Here is an 18430-nt window from a genome sequence, read left to right as displayed (position 1 = left end):
ACGAGAGGATCCTGAATCTAACTCAGTACAGTATTATCCTGGACGGCTCCAATATCCTTCCTACGATAAATTCCCATCAAAAGTCCAATAGCCGCATATTCAAACCATACATGACTCCCATAGCTCAGGAAAGGGAACGGGATAGAAGTCAGCATCATTCCGCCGCTCAAAACAGCAAGACCATAGGTTAGTCTTATGGCTAGTAAAAATGCCAAACCCAACACTAAAGCTTGTCCATAGGGCTCACGAATCGCTCGTATCGTAGATAGAAGCTTAATAAAGAACCAGGAGATAACTGTAAGCAAAAGCAGCGCCCCCGCCCAACCAAAACAATGAATAAGATAGACAGGCAACATATCTGAGTAGACATACGGCAGCTTTTGTTCTACTGCTCCGAATCCGTGCCCCCACCAACCCGCTGAACTAATAACTTCACGCATTACTTGATAGATATAGCCATAACCTTCTGGATCTAAAGATGGATTTATTGCACTAATAATTCTGGCCATCAGGTAGTCGCTATTGAAGATGAACATTAGTCCAACTATTACAAAGAACCCTAATAATACTACACTCTTTATCCAATCGCGAGTAATCCATACATATAATACTAGTGAAGAGATTAGATACACCACAAGCTCTGGAAGAGAGTTTAGAGAGATAAGAAGCCATGCAGGTGCTAACAGAAGGCTTATGTCGAACAACCCACTCCGCCAAGTTTTCTTTTTAGCCGATTCCTTACGATTCACTAAAATCCCTGCTAACGCGACTATCAAAACATAAGGACGATAGGATGTCATATCAGGTAAGATCAAAAAAATCCTAGGACCATAATTTACTCCATTTATTGTTATCCCCCAGAATATACTCGACAGAATTCCTGCTATTGATGTTCCGTATAATACCCACGAGAAACTTTTCAGCTTTCTGAAATCAATGAAATACAATCCAAACATCAATACAATTCCAATGAGTATATTTATCGCTTGGCGTCTAAACGCATTATCCAAAAAAGCACCTTTAACAATATCACTGTAGCCTACATCCACAGAACTCATTCCGATCAGACTGATCGCGGATAATATAGCTACAACGCCAAACAATCCCCAAGGTACATGTGGTTTATGTATTAGATGAAGTTCCTTTCCTAACGTTTGCGGATTCCCCATTTGTGCGATCGCCCAAGCTATGGCTTCTTCCCGTGATACACCTTCTGATTCTTTTTCACAAATTAAATCTTCTAGATGACTAGCTAATTCTTGACGTATCTCTGGGTGAGTTTTTTTCGCTTTAATCTCTGCACACACTTCATCCAAAAATTGCTGCTGCCTCTCTTTCATCATACACCACCCTCTCCCAGAACGGAGTCAACTGCACCTTTAAACATAACCCATTCTGCTTTTTTCTCCTTGAGTTTCTCTTTACCTTCATCCAGAATTCTATAGTACTTACGCTTCCTTCCCTCTACCTCCATCCAGTAAGCCTCTACCCAGCGCTCACTTTCCATCGCATGCAGAATTGGATACAAGGTTCCTTCTTTTAATGAAAAAACACCCTGTGATCTCAGCTCCAGCTCTTTGATTAACTCATAACCATATAATGGCTTCTCCAGTAAAAGAGTCAGAATTAACGTACCCGTACTGCCCTTCAGCATCTCTTTACTTACTTTCAACGGCTAACACCTCCTAAATTCTAACTTTACAATTGGCGTGGGACCGGATTCCGCTCATTCTACGGGATATATACCGTTGATTTGCTTCGTGGGACCGGATTCGGCTCATTCTACGGGATTTATACCGTTGATCTGCTTCGTCGAGCCGGATTCGGTTCATTCTACGGGATATATACCGTTGATTTGCTTCCTCGGTCCGGATTCAGCTCATTCTACGGGATTTATACCGTTGATCTGCTTCATCGGTCCGGATACGGCTTATTCTACGGGATTTATACCGTTGATTTACTTCGTCGAGCCGGATTCGGCTCATTCTACGGGATTTATACCGTTGATCTGCTTCCTCGGTCCGGATACGGCTTATTCTACGGGATTTATACCGTTGATTTGCTTTCTCGAGCCGGATTCGGCTCATTCTACGGGATTTATACCGTTGATTTGCTACCTCGGACCGGAATCGGCTCATTCTACGGGATATATACCGTTGATTTGCTTCGTCGAGCCGGATTCGGCTCATTCTACGGGATTTATACCGTTGATTTGCTACCTCGGACCGGAAACGGCTCATTCTACGGGATATATACCGTTGATTTGCTTCGTCGGACCGGATTCGGCTCATTCTACGGGATTTATACCGTTGATTTGCTTCGTCGAGCCGGATTCGGCTCATTCTACGGGATTTATACCGTTGATTTGCTTTTTTTCCCATGACTAATATCTGTATATCATGAATATTAGTTATCCTTTTATACCTAGGACAACTATACATCGTAAATCTATGTATGTAAAGTTTCTATTAAGAAAGCCCTTATTCCCTCCTCATTCATGTATAATAATGGTAATACAAGCAGCATGTTGAGGAGATCAACGATGAGAAAAACAACAATAACAATCTTGAGTTTTACCGTTCTTTTCATATTTATTTTCGTTGGATATATGCTCCGTAACAATTCGATGAACTATTATGAGACGTGGAAGATAAATTGGGGCATATCGATCTCTAAACCTACAGAGTCAAAGGTGATATTTGAAAGTCCACCCAGTTTCCATGGGGATGGCGAAAGCTATTACGTATTAGATTATGACGAAAAGCAATTCAAAGAAATCAAAGATGCAGCATTTTGGCATCCCCTCAATGTTGAATCCATTGACCCCTTAAAAGAGAGAATATCAAGTTTCAAAGACTCTGTGATTGCCATTTATCCAAATGAAAAAGAAAAATACGAAAAATTATTTTGGGCTAACCCTATAGAACTCGAAGAAAGAGGATTCTATTACTATAAGAAAAAAGATGATGGTAGCTACTGTATCGTGATCCTTAACGTGGAGTTACAACGAGTATATATGATGGAATGGACACAATGAAAATTTAATAAGTGAGAATTAAATGACGATCGCTCCCCGGTATTCTGCCAGGGAGCGATCGTCGTTTTTTCGGGATGTCTCTTAATTATTATGAATACATAAAAAAACAACTCCAAGTATCCGTCCAATATATATTGACTAAATATATAAAGGTCTGATATATTGTGATAACGATATACAAATATTTAGAAACTTAAAGGAGGCCCTATTTTGAACAGTCAGGATGTTATTTTAGGCATGCTTATGAAAAAATCGTTGACTGGATACGAAATAAAGCAGTTATTGGAAGAAATATTCTCTAATTTCTATAGTTCTAGTTATGGAACGATTTACCCTACACTTGCTCGCATGGAAAAGGAGGGTCTGATTACTAAGGAAAACATACCTCAGGAAGGTAAGCCTAATAAAAATCTTTTAAACATCACGGATAAAGGAAGAGATAGTTTTAATGCCTATTTACTAGCCCCACTAGAGGCTGACAGTATTAAGAAATCTGATTTTATGATGAGGCTTTATTTTGGTGAATTTGTCGGGTATGAGAAGGTGATTATTTGGTTGAAGCAAGCTCAAGAGGAATCACAACATAAGTTAGATCAATTACTCGCTCAGTATTCGCTTTATAAAGATGAAATGCATCCAGCACAGATCATCTGCATTCAAATTGGCATAGAAGAATATAAGGCTAAACTAACAACCATTGCTGAGGGATTGTTAAACATGGAGAAGTTAGTACTTACGAAGTGAGTTTTAATACGAACCAGGTTAAGATGTACCGCTCATAAAACTTTTAGGAGGAATTGTAGATGAAAACAATTTTTATAACGGGTGCTTCGTCTGGTATCGGTAGAACTACAGCAAAACATTTTGCTGAAAGAGGATGGAATGTGGTAGCCACGATGCGTTCACCTGAACAAGAAAGTGAATTCACTACACTTGATAATGTGTTGGTGTTACGGCTCGATGTTGAGAAAGCAGACACGATTCAACCTGCGTTAGAGGAGGCGATTAAGCGGTTCGGTAAAATTGACGTTCTTCTCAATAATGCTGGTTATGGAACAATGGGTCTTATTGAAGTAGCTACAGATGAGCAGATCAGAAGACAGTTTGAAGTCAACGTTTTTGGTCTTATCAGTATGACTAAAGCCATGCTGCCACATTTTAGAGCTAATCAAGATGGTTTGCTAATCAATATCTCTTCTATGGGTGGAAAAGTTACCTTTCCTACAATGTCTCTGTATCATTCAACGAAATTTGCCGTAGAAGGTTTTTCTGAATCCGTATCTTATGAATTAGCATCACAAAACATCAAAGTAAAGTTAATTGAACCTGGTGCCATTCAGACAGACTTTGGTGGTAGATCGATGGAGTTCTTTTTTAATGAAGCATTAACGGAATATAAACCTTTTACTACTGCATTTTTGGGTAAATTGGGTGAGATGGAAAAACAACCTGCGTATGCTTCGCCTCCAGAACTTGTTGCGGAAACAATATATCAAGCCGCCACAGATGGGACAAGTCAATTCCGATATGTTGTTGGTGAAGATGCAAAAATGCTCATTCAAATGAAAGAAAATACGGCCGAAGAAGAATATCTGACTAATATATCCCAGCATTTTTCTTGAAAAGAAAGCTTTAAGTGGAGTCGCTTTTCGGTATTCTACCGAGGAGTGGTCCTCTTTCTTATTGCGAACAAAAAAATCCCCTTCGATCAACAGTGTTAAGTCCAAGAGATCATGAACTTTTTTTCACTGTCTATCCTAAGGGGATTTTACAAACTAACCTATTCGAACACCTTTTCTTGCGTCAAATTTATTTATTAATGCATCGGAGTATTCATTTTATGATTAACAACTACTCTTTTTATGAAGAAAGCAAGAATTAGTCCTACAATCGCCATACTCATTCCGAAAATAAAAGCATTTTGTACACCATTCGTGAACGCAGGTAACATATTAGCTGGATCTGCTGGGTTCTCCACAGTTTTCATGTAGCTTTTTGAACCCGCGGTCATAATGCTGACTGCTAATGCAGTACCAATGGCACCAGCAACCTGCTGCAGTGTATTCATAATAGCTGTACCATCTGGATAAAGTTCTAGTGGCAACTGGTTAATACCATTCGTCTGTGCCGGCATAAATACCATTGAAATACCAATCATAAGCGTACTGTGAAGTACGATTACGAACACAACCGTAGAAGCTACAGTAATACTGGAGAAGAACCACAAGGCTACTGCTGCAATAATCAGACCTGGAATCACGAGCCATTTCGGACCGTATTTATCAAACATACGACCCATAATTGGGGACATCAATCCGTTTATAATTCCGCCTGGAAGCAGCAACAGACCCGCTTTGAAAGCTGTATAACCTTGTCCTTGTTGAAGGTACATCGGAAGAATCAACATGGAGGACAGAATAACCATCATACAAATAAATACCATAGCTACACCAATAGCGAACATTGGATATTTAAAAGCACGCAGATTAATCATTGGCTCCTTCATCTTCATTTGACGAAGTCCAAACAATAACAGTGCTACTACACCTACGATGATCGCAATGATCACTTTCGGACTTCCCCAGCCCGCTTCTTCACCGGCGCTGCTGAAACCAAACACAATACCGCCAAACCCGAGTGAAGATAAGACAATAGAAAGGATATCAATCTTCGGTTTCGTCACCTTTGTTACATTCTGCATGAACAGAATCCCGAATATCAATGCAATCACTAAGAATGGCAATGACAACCAGAAGATCCAGTGCCAGCTGAGGCTTTCAATAAGCAGTCCAGCAATGGTAGGCCCAATCGCCGGAGCAACCATGATAACCAGACCGATCATCCCCATTGCTGCCCCACGTTTTTCAGGAGCAATGATGATAAGGATTGTATTAAACATCAGTGGCAACAGAAGCGCTGTTCCCATAGCTTGAACCACTCTTGCTGTAAGTAAGAACTCAAAGTTAGGTGATACTGCCGCTAGGAATGTTCCTAGGATTGAAAAACATAAAGCCGCTATAAACAGCTGTCTCGTCGAGAACCATTGAAGCAGCATCCCCGAAATTGGTACTAATATACCCAGTGTAAGCAGATAAGCTGTTGTCAACCATTGTGCTGTTGCTGGGGTAATTTGTAGGACATTCATAAGATCGCTTAAGGCAACATTTAATGCCGTTTCACTGAACATTCCGATAAAACCTGCTAGTAATAAAGAGACAAGAATTGGAATAGTCTTAAACTTCTTGACCTCTTTTTGTTGATTCCCTTGCATAGTTGCTTCCACCCTTAATCCTCCTGATAATCTTATCTATTTGTCTGTATCTAACCAAGTATTACTGGGATAAACTTTGCCGCCGCGAGAAGCGGTTGTTCCTCCCGAAAAGTCAGCGTCTGGAGAAGCGCCCCTTCAAATAAAGAGATTACCACTGAAGCCTTATCAGCCGCGGGCATGTTCTCTACGCCTTCATCCAAAAGACGTTTCTTGATCACATCCTGCAAGTCCATAAACACAGATTTACATGCAGTCCGCAGCTCCTCACTAATACAGGATGTCTCCGCCGCCAACCAAAAACTAAACGGAACAATCCCTTCGTATGAGGATTCCACAGCATCTTTAGCCATTCCTAGAATGAAATCCTCCATTGCCTCAGACGCACTCTTGCTGTTCTCCATATGATGTCTAAGCTTCTGAGCGACAACTTCACTAGTCCGGTTAATACATGTCAAAGCCAGTTCTTCTTTACCGTGAGGAAAGTAGTAATAAAGAGACCCCTTCGGTGAATCGCTGTCTTTGATAATCTGATTCAGTCCTGTTGCATGATATCCCTGAGAAAAAAACAATTTCGAAGCTGTGTCCAAAATCGCCTCACGCGTATTCGGCTTGTTCGACAAGCTGACACTTCCTTTGCATTATAACAATTGGTCTACATAATAAAACCATATTTCAAAGAGATATGTCAACACATAAATTACTTAAATTCAAAGTAATTTTGGTGGAAGATCGTGGGGGTTGGTTGGGTTGGGTTGGGTTGGGTTGGGTTGGGTTGGGTTGGGTTGGGTTGGGTTAGCTCCATCCTCCCTATCGGACTCAGATGCAGCTATTTGTGCTAAAACATACTTTTGGGCTCATTTTCGGACCTCACCGTCGCTATTCCCCTCAAACCGGACTGTTTTCATCCCTTTTTGTGCACATAGTTGCAATGGAGTCCGATAATTACTCAAAAGGTTACTTTTCCAGCAAATAAGGACTCTGGGGTCCGATAGCTCCTAACTTCGAACATCCTTCTACTTCACATTTACTTCTCATTGAGCTATTAGCTTCATTAGGTCGCACACATGCCTCACACTATTTCCGCGCATGCATTTGTCCGTGTACTCCCTTGCTTCACACTTACTACCACACTTTTGTTTTCCCTGTACTACACTTGCTCTCAAGCTAACATTCCTATCGGACTCAGATGCAGCTATTTGTGCTAAATCATGTCTTTTCACAATTTATCGGACCTCAGCGCCGCTATTCCCCTCAAACCGGACTGTTTTCATCCCTTTTTTGTGCTCATAGCTGCATTGGGGTCCGTTAATCTTTCAAAAGGTTACTTTTCCAGCAAATAAGGACTCTGGGGTCCGATGGAGTGAATGAGATGAGGTGAAGGAGATGGTGTGAACGAGATGGTGTGAACGAGAGAAGGCCCAATGTGCTGTGGAGAGGAGGTGAGGACGTAATGTGCTGGGTGGGTGGGATGCTATTAATGTCCATCTGTATTTTCTCAATAAATTACTACCTGCCTCCATCCAGCCCATCTGCTCCTTCTGTCCCCACTCGCCCCATTTGCTCCATCTGCCCCCTTCTAGCCCGTCTGCTTCATCCGCCCATCTGCTTCATCTGCCTCCATCCGCCCCATCTTCCCCATCCGCTTCCAGCCATCTCCATACCTTCTCTCTCCCTCACTAAATTAAATCCCGACACCCCACGTCCGCTTGAAATTATCTACTTCCCATTCCCACAATCCCAGCGTATACTATAATTATTCCAATGAGAAAGGTGTGAATAAAATGCAAAACGTGCGCAAAGGAATTCCCCGGCCATTAGTAAAAACTAATCAGGCGTTTATCGTCATTTCTGTAATATTAACATGGCTAACAGGACAACACTGGATACTAGCGCTGCCCTTGTTTGCCGGATTGCTCGGTCTTTTGTTCGGTTATAATCCCATCATTAAGCTAGCTGCCAGGTTTCTGACAAAAGAGCGTTCCCACTATGTACTCGAAGACTGGTCACAACAACAGTTTAATCAAAGCATAGCTGTCTTCTGCCTCGCAGGGGGTCTCATCAGCTTCATCGTTGGCTGGACGATCGCAGCTTACATTTTCACAGCGCTCGTTGCGGTGGCCGCCACTGTGGCAATCCTAGGTTTTTGTATCGGATGTTTTATCCATTATCAATGGAGAATGTACAATTATAGACGTAAACAAAGCAGCACAAATTAAATTTGTTAATCTTAATCTCTCTCTTCTCCAACAACATCCCAGCGATGGCGAAATTTTAGTAACCGTGGATGCAGTGATGAAGGTGCAGATGGCAACAATAACCGAATCTTTACAATCCACTCTTCAAAAGAAGAATAAGACGCAAACTGATTCGCCACCTCAGGCGTTAAATACAGAAAAATCGGCGAAGGATAGATCTCCAAAAGATGCCGCAACGCTGAATCAAACGGAGTATACTTCTTTCGCTTCCCTTCCAAACTCTCTACCGTGATAAGGCTACGCCCTTGCTCCCTTTTCCATTCATGCAGCCGGTCCTCTCGCTTATAATAAGCGCTCACCGGCTCTTTGCTCATCCGTCGCACCGTTTCCTCATGAAGTGGATATAACACCAGTTTGGTGAAACGCCGGTCTGTTGCAGTTTTTGCCGCCACTTCAAGCTCTTGATCTGTTATATGTTCAAAAGAGTCGTAAAACACTAAAGTCCCTTTACGTTGCTCAACTGGTGGCTCATAGCCATAGGGTACATGCTGAATGTCTCTTTTCAATGAAATCCCTCCTGCTTGTTCTATTTATTAATCATATCATGTGACAACAGCAGGGCTATCATTCTTATCCTACAGCTGAAGATGAATGGTTAATGAAATCCTGAACTATTGATATCAAGGCTGGGTAAATCAAGGGATACGTCAGTTCTTTTGGTATCTCAGTAAATCCTCTGATTTCTGCCATCTCATAAGGAGGAAGTTCTGCGAACTGTTCCACATTTGCAAAATATAACTTACCATAATTTTCTGGAGCGTCGATACTAGTGACCCTATAAATAGCTATTGGAAAAAGTAAGAATTGTTCCGCACCCGTTTCTTCATATAATTCTCTGGCAGCAGCCTGCTCCGGGATTTCGCCAACCTCTATATGCCCTCCGGCAAACTCCCACGTCGAACGGTTCTGATGTCTCGCTAAGATCCATTCTTCACCATGTTTAACCATAATAACAACGTACTTCAGCTCAACTTCTTTTTCCTTATCCAACTCAAAAAAGTTTACCTGCAAATTATATCCCTCGCCTTCCCACCAGCCTCAAACATTTTTTGCCGCATCCCAAGCCAATTTAAATTCTGCTACATTCCGATACCGCTGCTCCCTCACCGCACTGACAGCCCGCAAAGCAACCTCGTAGAGGGCTTGGCTGGTTTCCCATTTTGCAAACGATCGATCGGATGCTCCTCCTAACAAAACAAATGCTGTGGCGCCCATATTAAATACATTCGTAACTTCATCAATCGGTGCATCCAAGATAAACTCTTCCGGTGACTTAAATCTGGATGAACCCCAGAAGTTCTCTCCTAGATCATTTACAGTAGGCTTACGTCTATAATAATCAATATCACAAATTTTAGTTTCATCGTTTACAAAATCATATAGAATACTTCCATCATAAAAATCGACAGCCACATAACCCTGTAACTCCACATATTCATGAAACGAAAAGATTACATCTAATGAAGACAGACGTTTTTCAACGGATAATTGCTTATAACGAAAAAAAGGCGACTCCGGATGACTCAGCTTCGCTTCTCCCGCAAACAGCCAATGCGAATGTAAACATTCACCTGCAAACCAATCAAAGACTGCTACATACCCCGACTCAACTTCAAAATGCGACAGTAGCGTGATCAGCGCATCATATCTAAGTTCGTTATATAACGGAATAGCTTCAATTAAACGGTTAACAGCATCCTGAGGATTCCCGGCATAAGTCAAAGGTTTCGCCCCAGCAAATTTCACAAAATACTTCTTCCCATCCTGCTCAACGCCAAAAGAAAGATTTCCGGAGTCTTGCTGATCGAACACTTTAAACACTTTTCCCAGCTTAGTTAACCAAGCAAAATCACAGGCTTCCTGTAATTGAAAAGTTATCGCATCGATTTCATATGTATAATTTTTTTCGCGCAAATTAACCTCCTGCATTCACTTTCTAGATTAAATTTATAAGCTTCATTCATGGTCTTGTTCGATATTTAATCACTAGAATAATAACCAGCAATACAACACATAAAGACATCGTATTCGTAATCAAAAAAGCTAATCCAACCCCCGTAACCGCCAAACTGATCGCATAAGCTTCCATTAGACTAATCCCGAGCAGCATAAGTAAATACGATTTGAGATTTAAATCGGCTACGGATTTTGATTTGAGGATTTGAACAATCTGCGGGATCCATCCCAAAGAAAGAATCACTCCACCTATTAATTGCATGATTGCAAACATAAGAGCACCTCCACGGTTTTATACAGTTGTATTCCGGGCGGCTCGATCTGGTTCCATTTCATGTAAAAAAACAATTAACACTAAGCAAAGTTTAATTTCCCTGCATCTTGCAGCTTACTATACGCATAAGAGGCCGCACCTATAGTTCCTGCTCGACTCCCAAGCTCTGCTTGAACAATTTTACACTTACTGCTTGATAGCTTCAACGCATGCTGATGCACAGTCTCTCTTACAGGTTGGAGCAATTTATCTCCCGCCGCTGCCATTCCCCCACCTACAATAATAAGATCCGGGTTGAGGATATTCACAACATTCGCTAATCCAAATCCAAGTATAGTTCCAGTCTCCTGCATTACTTCCATAGAGAGAGCGTCTCCAAGTTCGTAAGCCTCAGATATCATTAACGCGGTAATTTGCTCATCTTGATCCTTAGTCCAAGTCTGAATAATACTTGTTCGACCTTCTTTCAGCTTTTCTTTAAAAGTATTCACCATGCCAATCGCGGACACATATCGCCCCAAACAACCGGAGCTTCCACATTTGCAGGGACGCCCGTTCCTGTACATATTCATATGCCCAATTTCACCAGCGCTATAAGACGTACCGTAGATCACTTTTCCGTCGTTTACAATACCCGACCCTAATCCCGTTCCCAAGGTAATCAGAACCAGATTGTTATACCCTCTTCCTGCACCTTGTTGCCATTCACCATAAAGATTAACCCTAACATCATTATCAATAAAAGTAGGAAAGTCATAGAATTTTTTCATCTCATCTACAACATGTACATGCTCCCAATCCGGAAAATTCGGTGAGAAAAAAGAAATTCCCGTTACTGGATCAAGTAATCCTGGCACTCCGATTCCCATTCCTTCTACCAAATCTAATGGAATATTCGCTTCATCCGTGATTAAACGTACTGCTTCTCTAATCCGTCCCAACACATGGGCCGGGCCCTTAGCAGCCTCTGTTGGTATAGATCTTTCTTTTACAGCTATAAAATCAGTATCGTAAATCCCTGCTTTAATATTGGTTCCGCCAAGATCAATCCCTAACATATACCGTTTCATAAAAACCTCCAGAATTAGGTATTCTATCGTTTTCGATTAAGTTCTAGTACTAACTGCCGCTTCCGTTTCAGCTAACATCAAGCGGTTCACACCCATCTTAATCTGATTCTCGGTGAGATTGGAATAACCAAGTAGAAAGACAGGACCTTGAGGTTTACTGCCCACAAAATAAGAAGACGCAGGATAGACCCGAACTCCATAGCGTAACGCCAATTCAGCTATACGATGCTCTTCGGCATTGGATTCCAGCTCAATTAATAAATGAAGACCCGCCTCTTCCCCATAATAGCGGACATGACTGCCAAATTCAGCATCCAAACTTTTTACTAGACAAGCCCTGCGGGCAGCATAAAGTTTCCCCATCTGCGTAACATGCCTTGCATAATGTCCATTCTGAATAAATTCCGCCAACGCTTCCTGATCCAAAGCAGAAGACATACGATCTGTTATCCATTTGACCGCCAAAAAAGGTTGAATCAAAGTCGGAGGCAATACAACATAACCTATGCGCAGAGAAGGAAATAACACTTTACTAAAACTGCCTACATAAATTACTCTACCCTCAACATCTAGTCCAGCAAGTGATGATAGCTTCGGACCCTCGTACCTGTATTCACTGTCATAATCATCTTCAATAATAAAAGCTTGATTGGCTTTGGCCCATTCCAGTAACTGCACTCTTCGTTTCATCGACAGGGTCACCCCGAAAGGAAACTGATGCGAAGGAGTGACATAAGCTAGTTTTGGTTTTTTATGAGGATCTTCTTTGATGGTATCACAGCTTGCTTGGAGCTCATCTACACAGATACCCTCTAGGTCAACTCTGATGGGTGTAACCACCGCTCCAGCGAACGAAAAAATCTCCCGCACAACGTTATGTGATGGATCTTCAACAATAACTTGATCACCTTTTGAAACAAAAATTCTCGATAATATATCCAATGCCTGCGTCGCCCCGGATGTAATCACAATTTGTTCCGGAACCACGGGCATCGAACGAGTAGACCGTAATAAACGTGCAATCTCTTGGCGTAGTCCCAAAGAGCCCTCGACCGGGCCGTAACCCAAAGTATCAGGAGATGCACGACGACAGGCATTCATTAATGCTTTTTGCCACTGATCCATTGGAAAAGCGTCCCATGCAGGTACACCGTGCCGAAAATTACATAATACTGTGTTCAAGTCGTTATCTATAATAGAAGTAGGATTGAGTGTTAGGAAATCAGGACCCTTCGTTATAAAATTGTAAGGGTTCTCAGAATCCTGGGGGTCTTTCTCCTCCACCGGCAGCCCCGTTATATAGGTTCCTGCCCCTTTTCTCATCTCCAGATAACCCTCTGCTTGAAGTAGCTCGTAGGATTGAAGAATTACACTTCTGGATACTTCCAGTTGATTAGCCAAAGTCCTTGATGGAGGCAGTGAATCCCCCCCACTTAAAGCTCCTGAATGGATAGCATTACGAACCTGCTCATAAATTTGACGGCTTAATGGAATGGGTCTTTGTTTATCGAGAGTAATCAGCAATTCATGCTTCATAAGATTTCCTACCCTTCTAATCCGGGTTTTCTTAATGGTTCATAGTAAGGATTTTTACAATTAGTGCTGCAGAAACAGCGCCTAAGATCACGAGTAACAGCGGGATTTTCCTAATTAATACCAGTATAACAGCGACTATACCCGAAGCGATACCTACAAGATTGTCATCTGCGTCCACCTGAAATATCCCAGGAACCGTTAAAGCACTAAGAACCGCGATAGGCAAATATTCCAACAAAGCTTGGACTTTGGAAGAGTCATTCGTATGCTTTGTCAGCAGCAAAGGTACAAAACGAAATGAAAATGTAAGGATTGCCATCCCGATAATGATCAGAATAGTCATACGGATACCTCCTTTTCTACTTCAGCTTGCTTTCGAAATAAGGAGCCTACTGCCATACCCATTAACATAGCTGCAAGTATCGAGGAGTTTCCAAGTACGGGATGTAGAAGCCATGAAGAACCCGCCGCTGCTAAACATATGGCCAAATTCCGAATGCTTCCCTTTAGTTGTGGCACTATTAGTGCTATCAGTAAGGCATATAATGAGGTGTTCAAAGCAGGTAAGTATATAGCCGGAATGTAGGATGCCAGCGATATTCCCGCAGCTGTTGCCAGCAAATTTGCTATATACGGAGGAATTTGTAGACCCAGCAAATATGGAAGTTTTATATTTTCTTTTGAATGATTGCGGGGGATCATACTAACAGCGTACACTTCTTCTGTTAAACTGAACCCAATCCAGACTTTGGACAGTGAATTGATTGTACGGTCAAGCTGACCCCCAAAAGATAGGCTTATAAACAAATATCTTAAATTAATGATCAACGTAAGCAGCAGGATCATTGGAGCGGCGGCACCAGCGGCAAGCATTTTCACGCCAATAAATTGGCTGGCTCCCGCAAATACGAGCGCTGACAATAAGAACACTTCCAGACTCCCCAGGCCTAATCCCTTACCGACCAATCCAAACGTAAAACAAGCAGGAATAAATCCTGCAACAATAGCTACAGAATCCTTAAGACCCGTTCTAAACATCACTTTCTGATCACTCATAAGTTTCTCTCTCCCTTATCGTTGTCCCTAGAGAGAGCATACTTGGATACAATTCTGGTGGAAATAACCGCATGGGTGCGTATGTACCATACCAATTTCTTGACATAGAAAAAAGACCGCCCGCTAAGAGAGCGATCTTTAATGAAGGTTAAACCTCCTGAGGACTTTCTACAATCCCGCTGATTTCTTGTTGAATTTGGGATTTAATCTGATCTACATGGTCAAAATCTGTAGCGTCGGCATAGATTGTCTTTAACTCATCCAAAAATACTTTGGCATCAGTCAGATGTTGAATGGATTGTTTCATGGTGCTGGAATATCGCTCTTTAATACTTGCGATGGCTTCGGCAAAAGCTTCATCCGTACCTGGCTGAATGCACCGTGAATACATATCAACAATCTCGTCGGTAGCACGATCAGGGAAATACTCATGCGGAGCTGTGCTGTCAAAAATAGCAAACCCAAGCTCGCGTACGATAATCATATCAAGGCTGTTCGGATCGAAACCACAGTGGTAAATCTCAACATTGACACCACGTTTTATTCCTTCAGCCGCCAATTTTTTTAAAAGTGTAGATTTACCGGAACCCGCGCGACCTTTTACAAGATATCTTTTTAGCCCTGCGGTTAAATTAGGTACAAAATCCACTGCACCCTTAGGCGTAGCTGCACCTAAAAAACGGTGATCCACCCGGCTTACTTTTTCGAAGTTCTGATCACCATACAGAAGTTGAATATACTCCTGAGTCAGCTCATCAGCGGCTTGGAAATTCATTGTCGCAATATAAATCGCTTCCCATTCGTCATGAATGCGGAGTGCTTCAGCAAAGCCTGAATAAGCGAGTTCATGCTCTTCCGTGTACTGATCAACTAAGCTGTCGATCTCAATACAACGCTGGCTTAACTGGAGCGTATCGACGGCCTGCTCCAAATTCACATGTATGATGACCTCTTCAGGCAATTCTGGCTTAATGACCCGTGGAGCCGTACCATCTATAATTCCTACTTTTAATTCAGGAATAACCACTCCGTCGAGTGAATCATTATCTGACGCTGTGTGAATTAACCAGATCTCATAACCTTGTTGAGCCAGAAGATCTCCGATTTCTCGAATGATTCTAGTTTTCCCCGTACCGGGGCCTCCTTTTAAAACAAACAAACGTGTTAAACCTTGCAATGACGACTCATAGAGGTTAGAGAAGCCGTGAGCTGTGTTGCCGCCAGCAAAGAAATTCAGGATTGTTCCGTCCATAATCGCACACCTTTCCGGGCTGATGTCATGTTTCATTGTTCATCTTATTAACGTTCTGCGGGAAGGGTGACGCTTTAGAAATCGAAGTTAAGCAGGAATCTAACATTTATGTGACAACACACTCTTAGATTATTCTTAATTGTATTTGCTCAGTATCTCTTTCGCTTCCCTCTGCGTCATATTTCCTTGCTTGACTTGTTGCTCACAGTAAGGTTTAACCTTAGCAAGAAGCTCTTCCTTCGTGTCAAACGGGCCAAATGAGATAACCTCACCGTTGTCCGACGAAATGGTTTCACTGTAGACAGAAGTACTTATTTCAGTCGCATTAGAGGACAACATCATGTCGTCCTGACCATTCACGGTCTTTGAAATTTTTGTCCCGTTCTTAATATCAGCAAGATTTTTTTCATACCTAGCGATAACATCATCCACACGCTTCTGTGTCCATGTGAACCACCCATCTCCTGAGGTCCATGCTTTTCCTCCAATTATTTTTGGGAGTTCTATTTTTACATCTTCGAGCCAAGCTTTGTATTCATCATAAGTCCACCATTCTACATCTGAAACGGGATATTTTGCTTCATACTCCACTTGGCTCATCCATGTCTTTCCTCCATTCGTTGAGTACTGAATATTATCATTGTCCCCACGAGTCAACACAGATGAATCTTGATTCGTCTTCAAGCCAGCAGACTTCGCTGAACTGGTTGCAAAAACAGCCGTAGCCCCAACAACTAAGACAATGGCTAGAACAGTCGCAGCGGTGGTCGTTTTTTTCATCTTCATAATCATCATAATCCTTTCTTCAATCGCATTTTTTGAAAAATGATTGCTTAAAGGGTTTAGCTTATTCTTTCGTTCTTCCATTGTTATAAGAGACATTGCATAAGCTCTTTTCGTTGTTTCGCCAAATGATCGCACAACCGTTTCATCACAGGAATGTTCAATATCACGATTAGCCAGCATATACATGACCCACACTAACGGGTTAAACCAATGAACACAGAGAACAGCTGTTAATATCAGCTTCGTTATCTGATCGAATCGTCGAATATGTACTAGTTCATGCATAAGAATGTATTGTATCTGCTCAATATTACTCCAGTCTGTATTTTTCGGCAGTAGGATTACTGGATGCTTAATTCCATAGGTTAGGGGTGAACGGATTAAATCCAATTGCCGGATCTGTATCGTGCGTGTCAACTTATGTTCATCTAGCCACTTCAAAGCAACGGGATGATCAACAGGCAAAGAAGCATGAAATTCTCTTCGACATTTCACATAAGTGATGATGAAGTACAATGCGGAAATAACCATACCCATTATCCAAATGACTAAGATAGACGAGATAGCAAAAGACAAATCGTTATTAATCGACTGAACCTCAGACGTCGAAGTCGAACCTACTAGATTCATGGTTAAGGTTAGAGGGGAGGACGGATTAACGAAAGTCACATTGTTCGAATTATTCAAAGGTAAACTATCAACCCATGTGTAAATACTAAATGGTGACGGCAAAGAAAAGGGAATCAGTAGTCTGTATACAACCACCCCCCATAACACCATAAAGGTTTTCTTAGGCAGCTTATTGATGACCAGCGCTCGAATGACAATAATAGCCACGATCATCACCGCAGCAGTAAAACTCATATTCATAAAGGTGCTCATAGGCCATCACCTCATTCAACGTTATCGACGATTTGTTTGAGCTTCTCAATCTGTTGAGCAGATAATTTCTTACGCCCAAGTAAGGATGCAAATAACTTGTCGACAGAACCATTGAACACCTTGTCAATCAGCTCATCTGTCTCCATTTCTTGTACCTGCACCTTAGCAATTAACGCATGACACATAAAATTAGGTTCATAGCGCTCAATTGCACCTTTACCAATACACTTTTTGATAACAGTATAAGTTGTATTCATATTCCAACCAATCTCAGCCTTCAAAATATCAGAAATTTGTTTGGCAGACCTATCTCCTTCTTTCCATAACACTTCCATTACTTTAAGTTCCGAATCAAAAAGTTTAATAGTCATTTAAATCATCTCCTTACACTATTGCAATAGTTTGGGTCTTGGATACAGACTACTCCAATAGTTTGACGAAGTCAACACTGCTGCTATAGTTATTTTCAACAGGAAAATTCGTGGATGTACTGAAACTTCCGAGGAAATGGCAAACTAAAGAAAGGGCTACCACTAGGCAGCCCTCTTTAATCTTTTGAATACCATCCGACATCACTTCACAAAACGATCCAAAAACCTCTTAATGACGGGAACATCTGGAGGAGACAGCTCGCTTGGCAATTCTGCATAATTAAAAAAACGCAATTCTTGCACTTCAATTCCATCTACTTTTAGCGCCCCATCAAAGTCTGTGCATAGATACGCAGCCACAACATTATATACTTCATCCCCGTGCGGGTATTTATAATAAAGATCTTTTCCAGAGAACATGTCGAACAATTCAAGACCTTTGGCTGTTAAGCCCGTTTCCTCAAAAAGCTCCCTCTTAGCTACCTCTTCTAAAGTCTCCCCAAGCTCCATCGAGCCACCTGGCAAACCCCAGCATCCGTTGTCCGTTCTACGTTGTAATAATAATTGATGATTGCTGCACAATAAAACACAGGCTCCTGCCATTATAAGCGGTCTGGTACCTACCAGCTTTCTTAACTCCATAATATAATCGCTCAAAAAACTACATCCTTTCTTCTAATAGGC

General features: G+C 41.7%; 21 protein-coding genes. 5 read left to right on the top strand and 16 right to left on the bottom strand.

Translation table 11 applies throughout. The annotated features are described in order from the left end of the window. Positions 1-17: 17 nt before the first annotated feature. Together MKY14_RS04710 and MKY14_RS04705 are read right to left on the bottom strand one after the other, a co-directional pair. Positions 18-1343 carry an FtsW/RodA/SpoVE family cell cycle protein gene (locus tag MKY14_RS04710; protein ID WP_340975893.1) on the bottom strand — a complete coding sequence of 442 codons (1326 nt, stop codon included), beginning with the start codon at positions 1341-1343 and terminating at the stop codon, positions 18-20. After that, a complete protein-coding gene (locus MKY14_RS04705; protein ID WP_036678319.1) occupies positions 1340-1672 on the bottom strand; it encodes a PadR family transcriptional regulator in 333 nt (110 codons plus the stop codon). Before MKY14_RS04705 ends, MKY14_RS04710 begins: the two co-directional genes overlap by 4 nt. A gap of 81 nt (positions 1673-1753) precedes the next feature. Here MKY14_RS04705 and MKY14_RS04700 point away from each other — a divergent pair, with 81 nt between their 5' ends. The 4 genes from MKY14_RS04700 (at position 1754) to MKY14_RS04685 (ending at position 4659) form a co-directional block, all read left to right on the top strand. Then, on the top strand, positions 1754-2383 hold the full coding sequence (locus tag MKY14_RS04700; protein WP_248548182.1) for a hypothetical protein: 630 nt from the start codon (positions 1754-1756) through the stop codon (positions 2381-2383). Positions 2384-2542: 159 nt separating this feature from the next. Further along, entirely contained in the window at positions 2543-3037 is a 495-nt protein-coding gene (locus tag MKY14_RS04695) for a hypothetical protein (RefSeq protein ID WP_076309349.1), read from the top strand. A 210-nt stretch (positions 3038-3247) separates the two neighbouring features. Next, on the top strand, positions 3248-3781 hold the full coding sequence (locus MKY14_RS04690; RefSeq protein WP_081388325.1) for a PadR family transcriptional regulator: 534 nt from the start codon (positions 3248-3250) through the stop codon (positions 3779-3781). A gap of 59 nt (positions 3782-3840) precedes the next feature. After that, positions 3841-4659: an SDR family oxidoreductase gene (locus MKY14_RS04685; protein WP_076186022.1), complete on the top strand. Its 819-nt coding sequence runs from the start codon at positions 3841-3843 to the stop codon at positions 4657-4659. A gap of 194 nt (positions 4660-4853) precedes the next feature. On the opposite strand, the gene MKY14_RS04680 is transcribed toward MKY14_RS04685, so the two are convergent. Continuing rightward, positions 4854-6308 carry a DHA2 family efflux MFS transporter permease subunit gene (locus MKY14_RS04680; protein ID WP_076130929.1) on the bottom strand — a complete coding sequence of 485 codons (1455 nt, stop codon included), beginning with the start codon at positions 6306-6308 and terminating at the stop codon, positions 4854-4856. Between the two features lie 50 nt (positions 6309-6358). Further along, positions 6359-6928: a TetR/AcrR family transcriptional regulator gene (locus tag MKY14_RS04675; RefSeq protein WP_076130927.1), complete on the bottom strand. Its 570-nt coding sequence runs from the start codon at positions 6926-6928 to the stop codon at positions 6359-6361. A 1161-nt stretch (positions 6929-8089) separates the two neighbouring features. Between MKY14_RS04675 and MKY14_RS04670 the strand changes: the two genes are divergently transcribed. Next, positions 8090-8524 carry a DUF4395 domain-containing protein gene (locus MKY14_RS04670; RefSeq protein ID WP_340975892.1) on the top strand — a complete coding sequence of 145 codons (435 nt, stop codon included), beginning with the start codon at positions 8090-8092 and terminating at the stop codon, positions 8522-8524. A gap of 11 nt (positions 8525-8535) precedes the next feature. On the opposite strand, the gene MKY14_RS04665 is transcribed toward MKY14_RS04670, so the two are convergent. From MKY14_RS04665 to MKY14_RS04610, 12 genes are all read right to left on the bottom strand, one after another. Beyond that, positions 8536-9069: a hypothetical protein gene (locus tag MKY14_RS04665; RefSeq protein WP_340975891.1), complete on the bottom strand. Its 534-nt coding sequence runs from the start codon at positions 9067-9069 to the stop codon at positions 8536-8538. Positions 9070-9133: 64 nt separating this feature from the next. Beyond that, positions 9134-9574 (bottom strand): NUDIX hydrolase, encoded by a 441-nt coding sequence (locus tag MKY14_RS04660; RefSeq protein WP_340394201.1) that lies wholly within the window; start codon positions 9572-9574, stop codon positions 9134-9136. A 27-nt stretch (positions 9575-9601) separates the two neighbouring features. Then, positions 9602-10477: a serine/threonine protein kinase gene (locus MKY14_RS04655; protein WP_340975890.1), complete on the bottom strand. Its 876-nt coding sequence runs from the start codon at positions 10475-10477 to the stop codon at positions 9602-9604. Between the two features lie 46 nt (positions 10478-10523). After that, complete coding sequence (locus tag MKY14_RS04650; RefSeq protein WP_076126195.1) at positions 10524-10793, bottom strand: PQ-loop domain-containing transporter; 270 nt, start codon at positions 10791-10793, stop codon at positions 10524-10526. A gap of 80 nt (positions 10794-10873) precedes the next feature. Beyond that, on the bottom strand, positions 10874-11863 hold the full coding sequence (locus tag MKY14_RS04645) for an ROK family protein (RefSeq protein WP_076190051.1): 990 nt from the start codon (positions 11861-11863) through the stop codon (positions 10874-10876). Positions 11864-11899: 36 nt separating this feature from the next. Then, on the bottom strand, positions 11900-13399 hold the full coding sequence (pdxR, locus tag MKY14_RS04640) for a MocR-like pyridoxine biosynthesis transcription factor PdxR (protein WP_340975889.1): 1500 nt from the start codon (positions 13397-13399) through the stop codon (positions 11900-11902). Between the two features lie 31 nt (positions 13400-13430). Next, entirely contained in the window at positions 13431-13742 is a 312-nt protein-coding gene (locus MKY14_RS04635; RefSeq protein ID WP_076190049.1) for an AzlD domain-containing protein, read from the bottom strand. Beyond that, entirely contained in the window at positions 13739-14455 is a 717-nt protein-coding gene (locus MKY14_RS04630) for an AzlC family ABC transporter permease (protein WP_076190048.1), read from the bottom strand. Before MKY14_RS04630 ends, MKY14_RS04635 begins: the two co-directional genes overlap by 4 nt. Before the next feature lie 148 nt (positions 14456-14603). Further along, a complete protein-coding gene (locus tag MKY14_RS04625) occupies positions 14604-15707 on the bottom strand; it encodes a PRK06851 family protein (RefSeq protein WP_340975888.1) in 1104 nt (367 codons plus the stop codon). 135 nt (positions 15708-15842) lie between these two features. Next, positions 15843-17375 (bottom strand): M56 family metallopeptidase, encoded by a 1533-nt coding sequence (locus MKY14_RS04620; protein WP_340975887.1) that lies wholly within the window; start codon positions 17373-17375, stop codon positions 15843-15845. An 11-nt stretch (positions 17376-17386) separates the two neighbouring features. Beyond that, positions 17387-17746: a BlaI/MecI/CopY family transcriptional regulator gene (locus MKY14_RS04615; RefSeq protein WP_076126183.1), complete on the bottom strand. Its 360-nt coding sequence runs from the start codon at positions 17744-17746 to the stop codon at positions 17387-17389. 201 nt (positions 17747-17947) lie between these two features. Beyond that, the gene (locus tag MKY14_RS04610; RefSeq protein WP_076126240.1) at positions 17948-18388 is read right to left on the bottom strand and encodes an NUDIX hydrolase; all 441 of its coding nucleotides are present in this window, start codon (positions 18386-18388) and stop codon (positions 17948-17950) included. Positions 18389-18430: the final 42 nt, after the last annotated feature.

The sequence above is a fragment of the Paenibacillus sp. FSL R5-0887 genome (genome assembly GCF_038002305.1).
Classification (GTDB): Bacteria; Bacillota; Bacilli; order Paenibacillales; family Paenibacillaceae; genus Paenibacillus_AQ; species Paenibacillus_AQ odorifer.
Note: the sequence above shows the minus strand (reverse complement) of the source record. Positions and strands in the feature narration are given on the sequence as shown.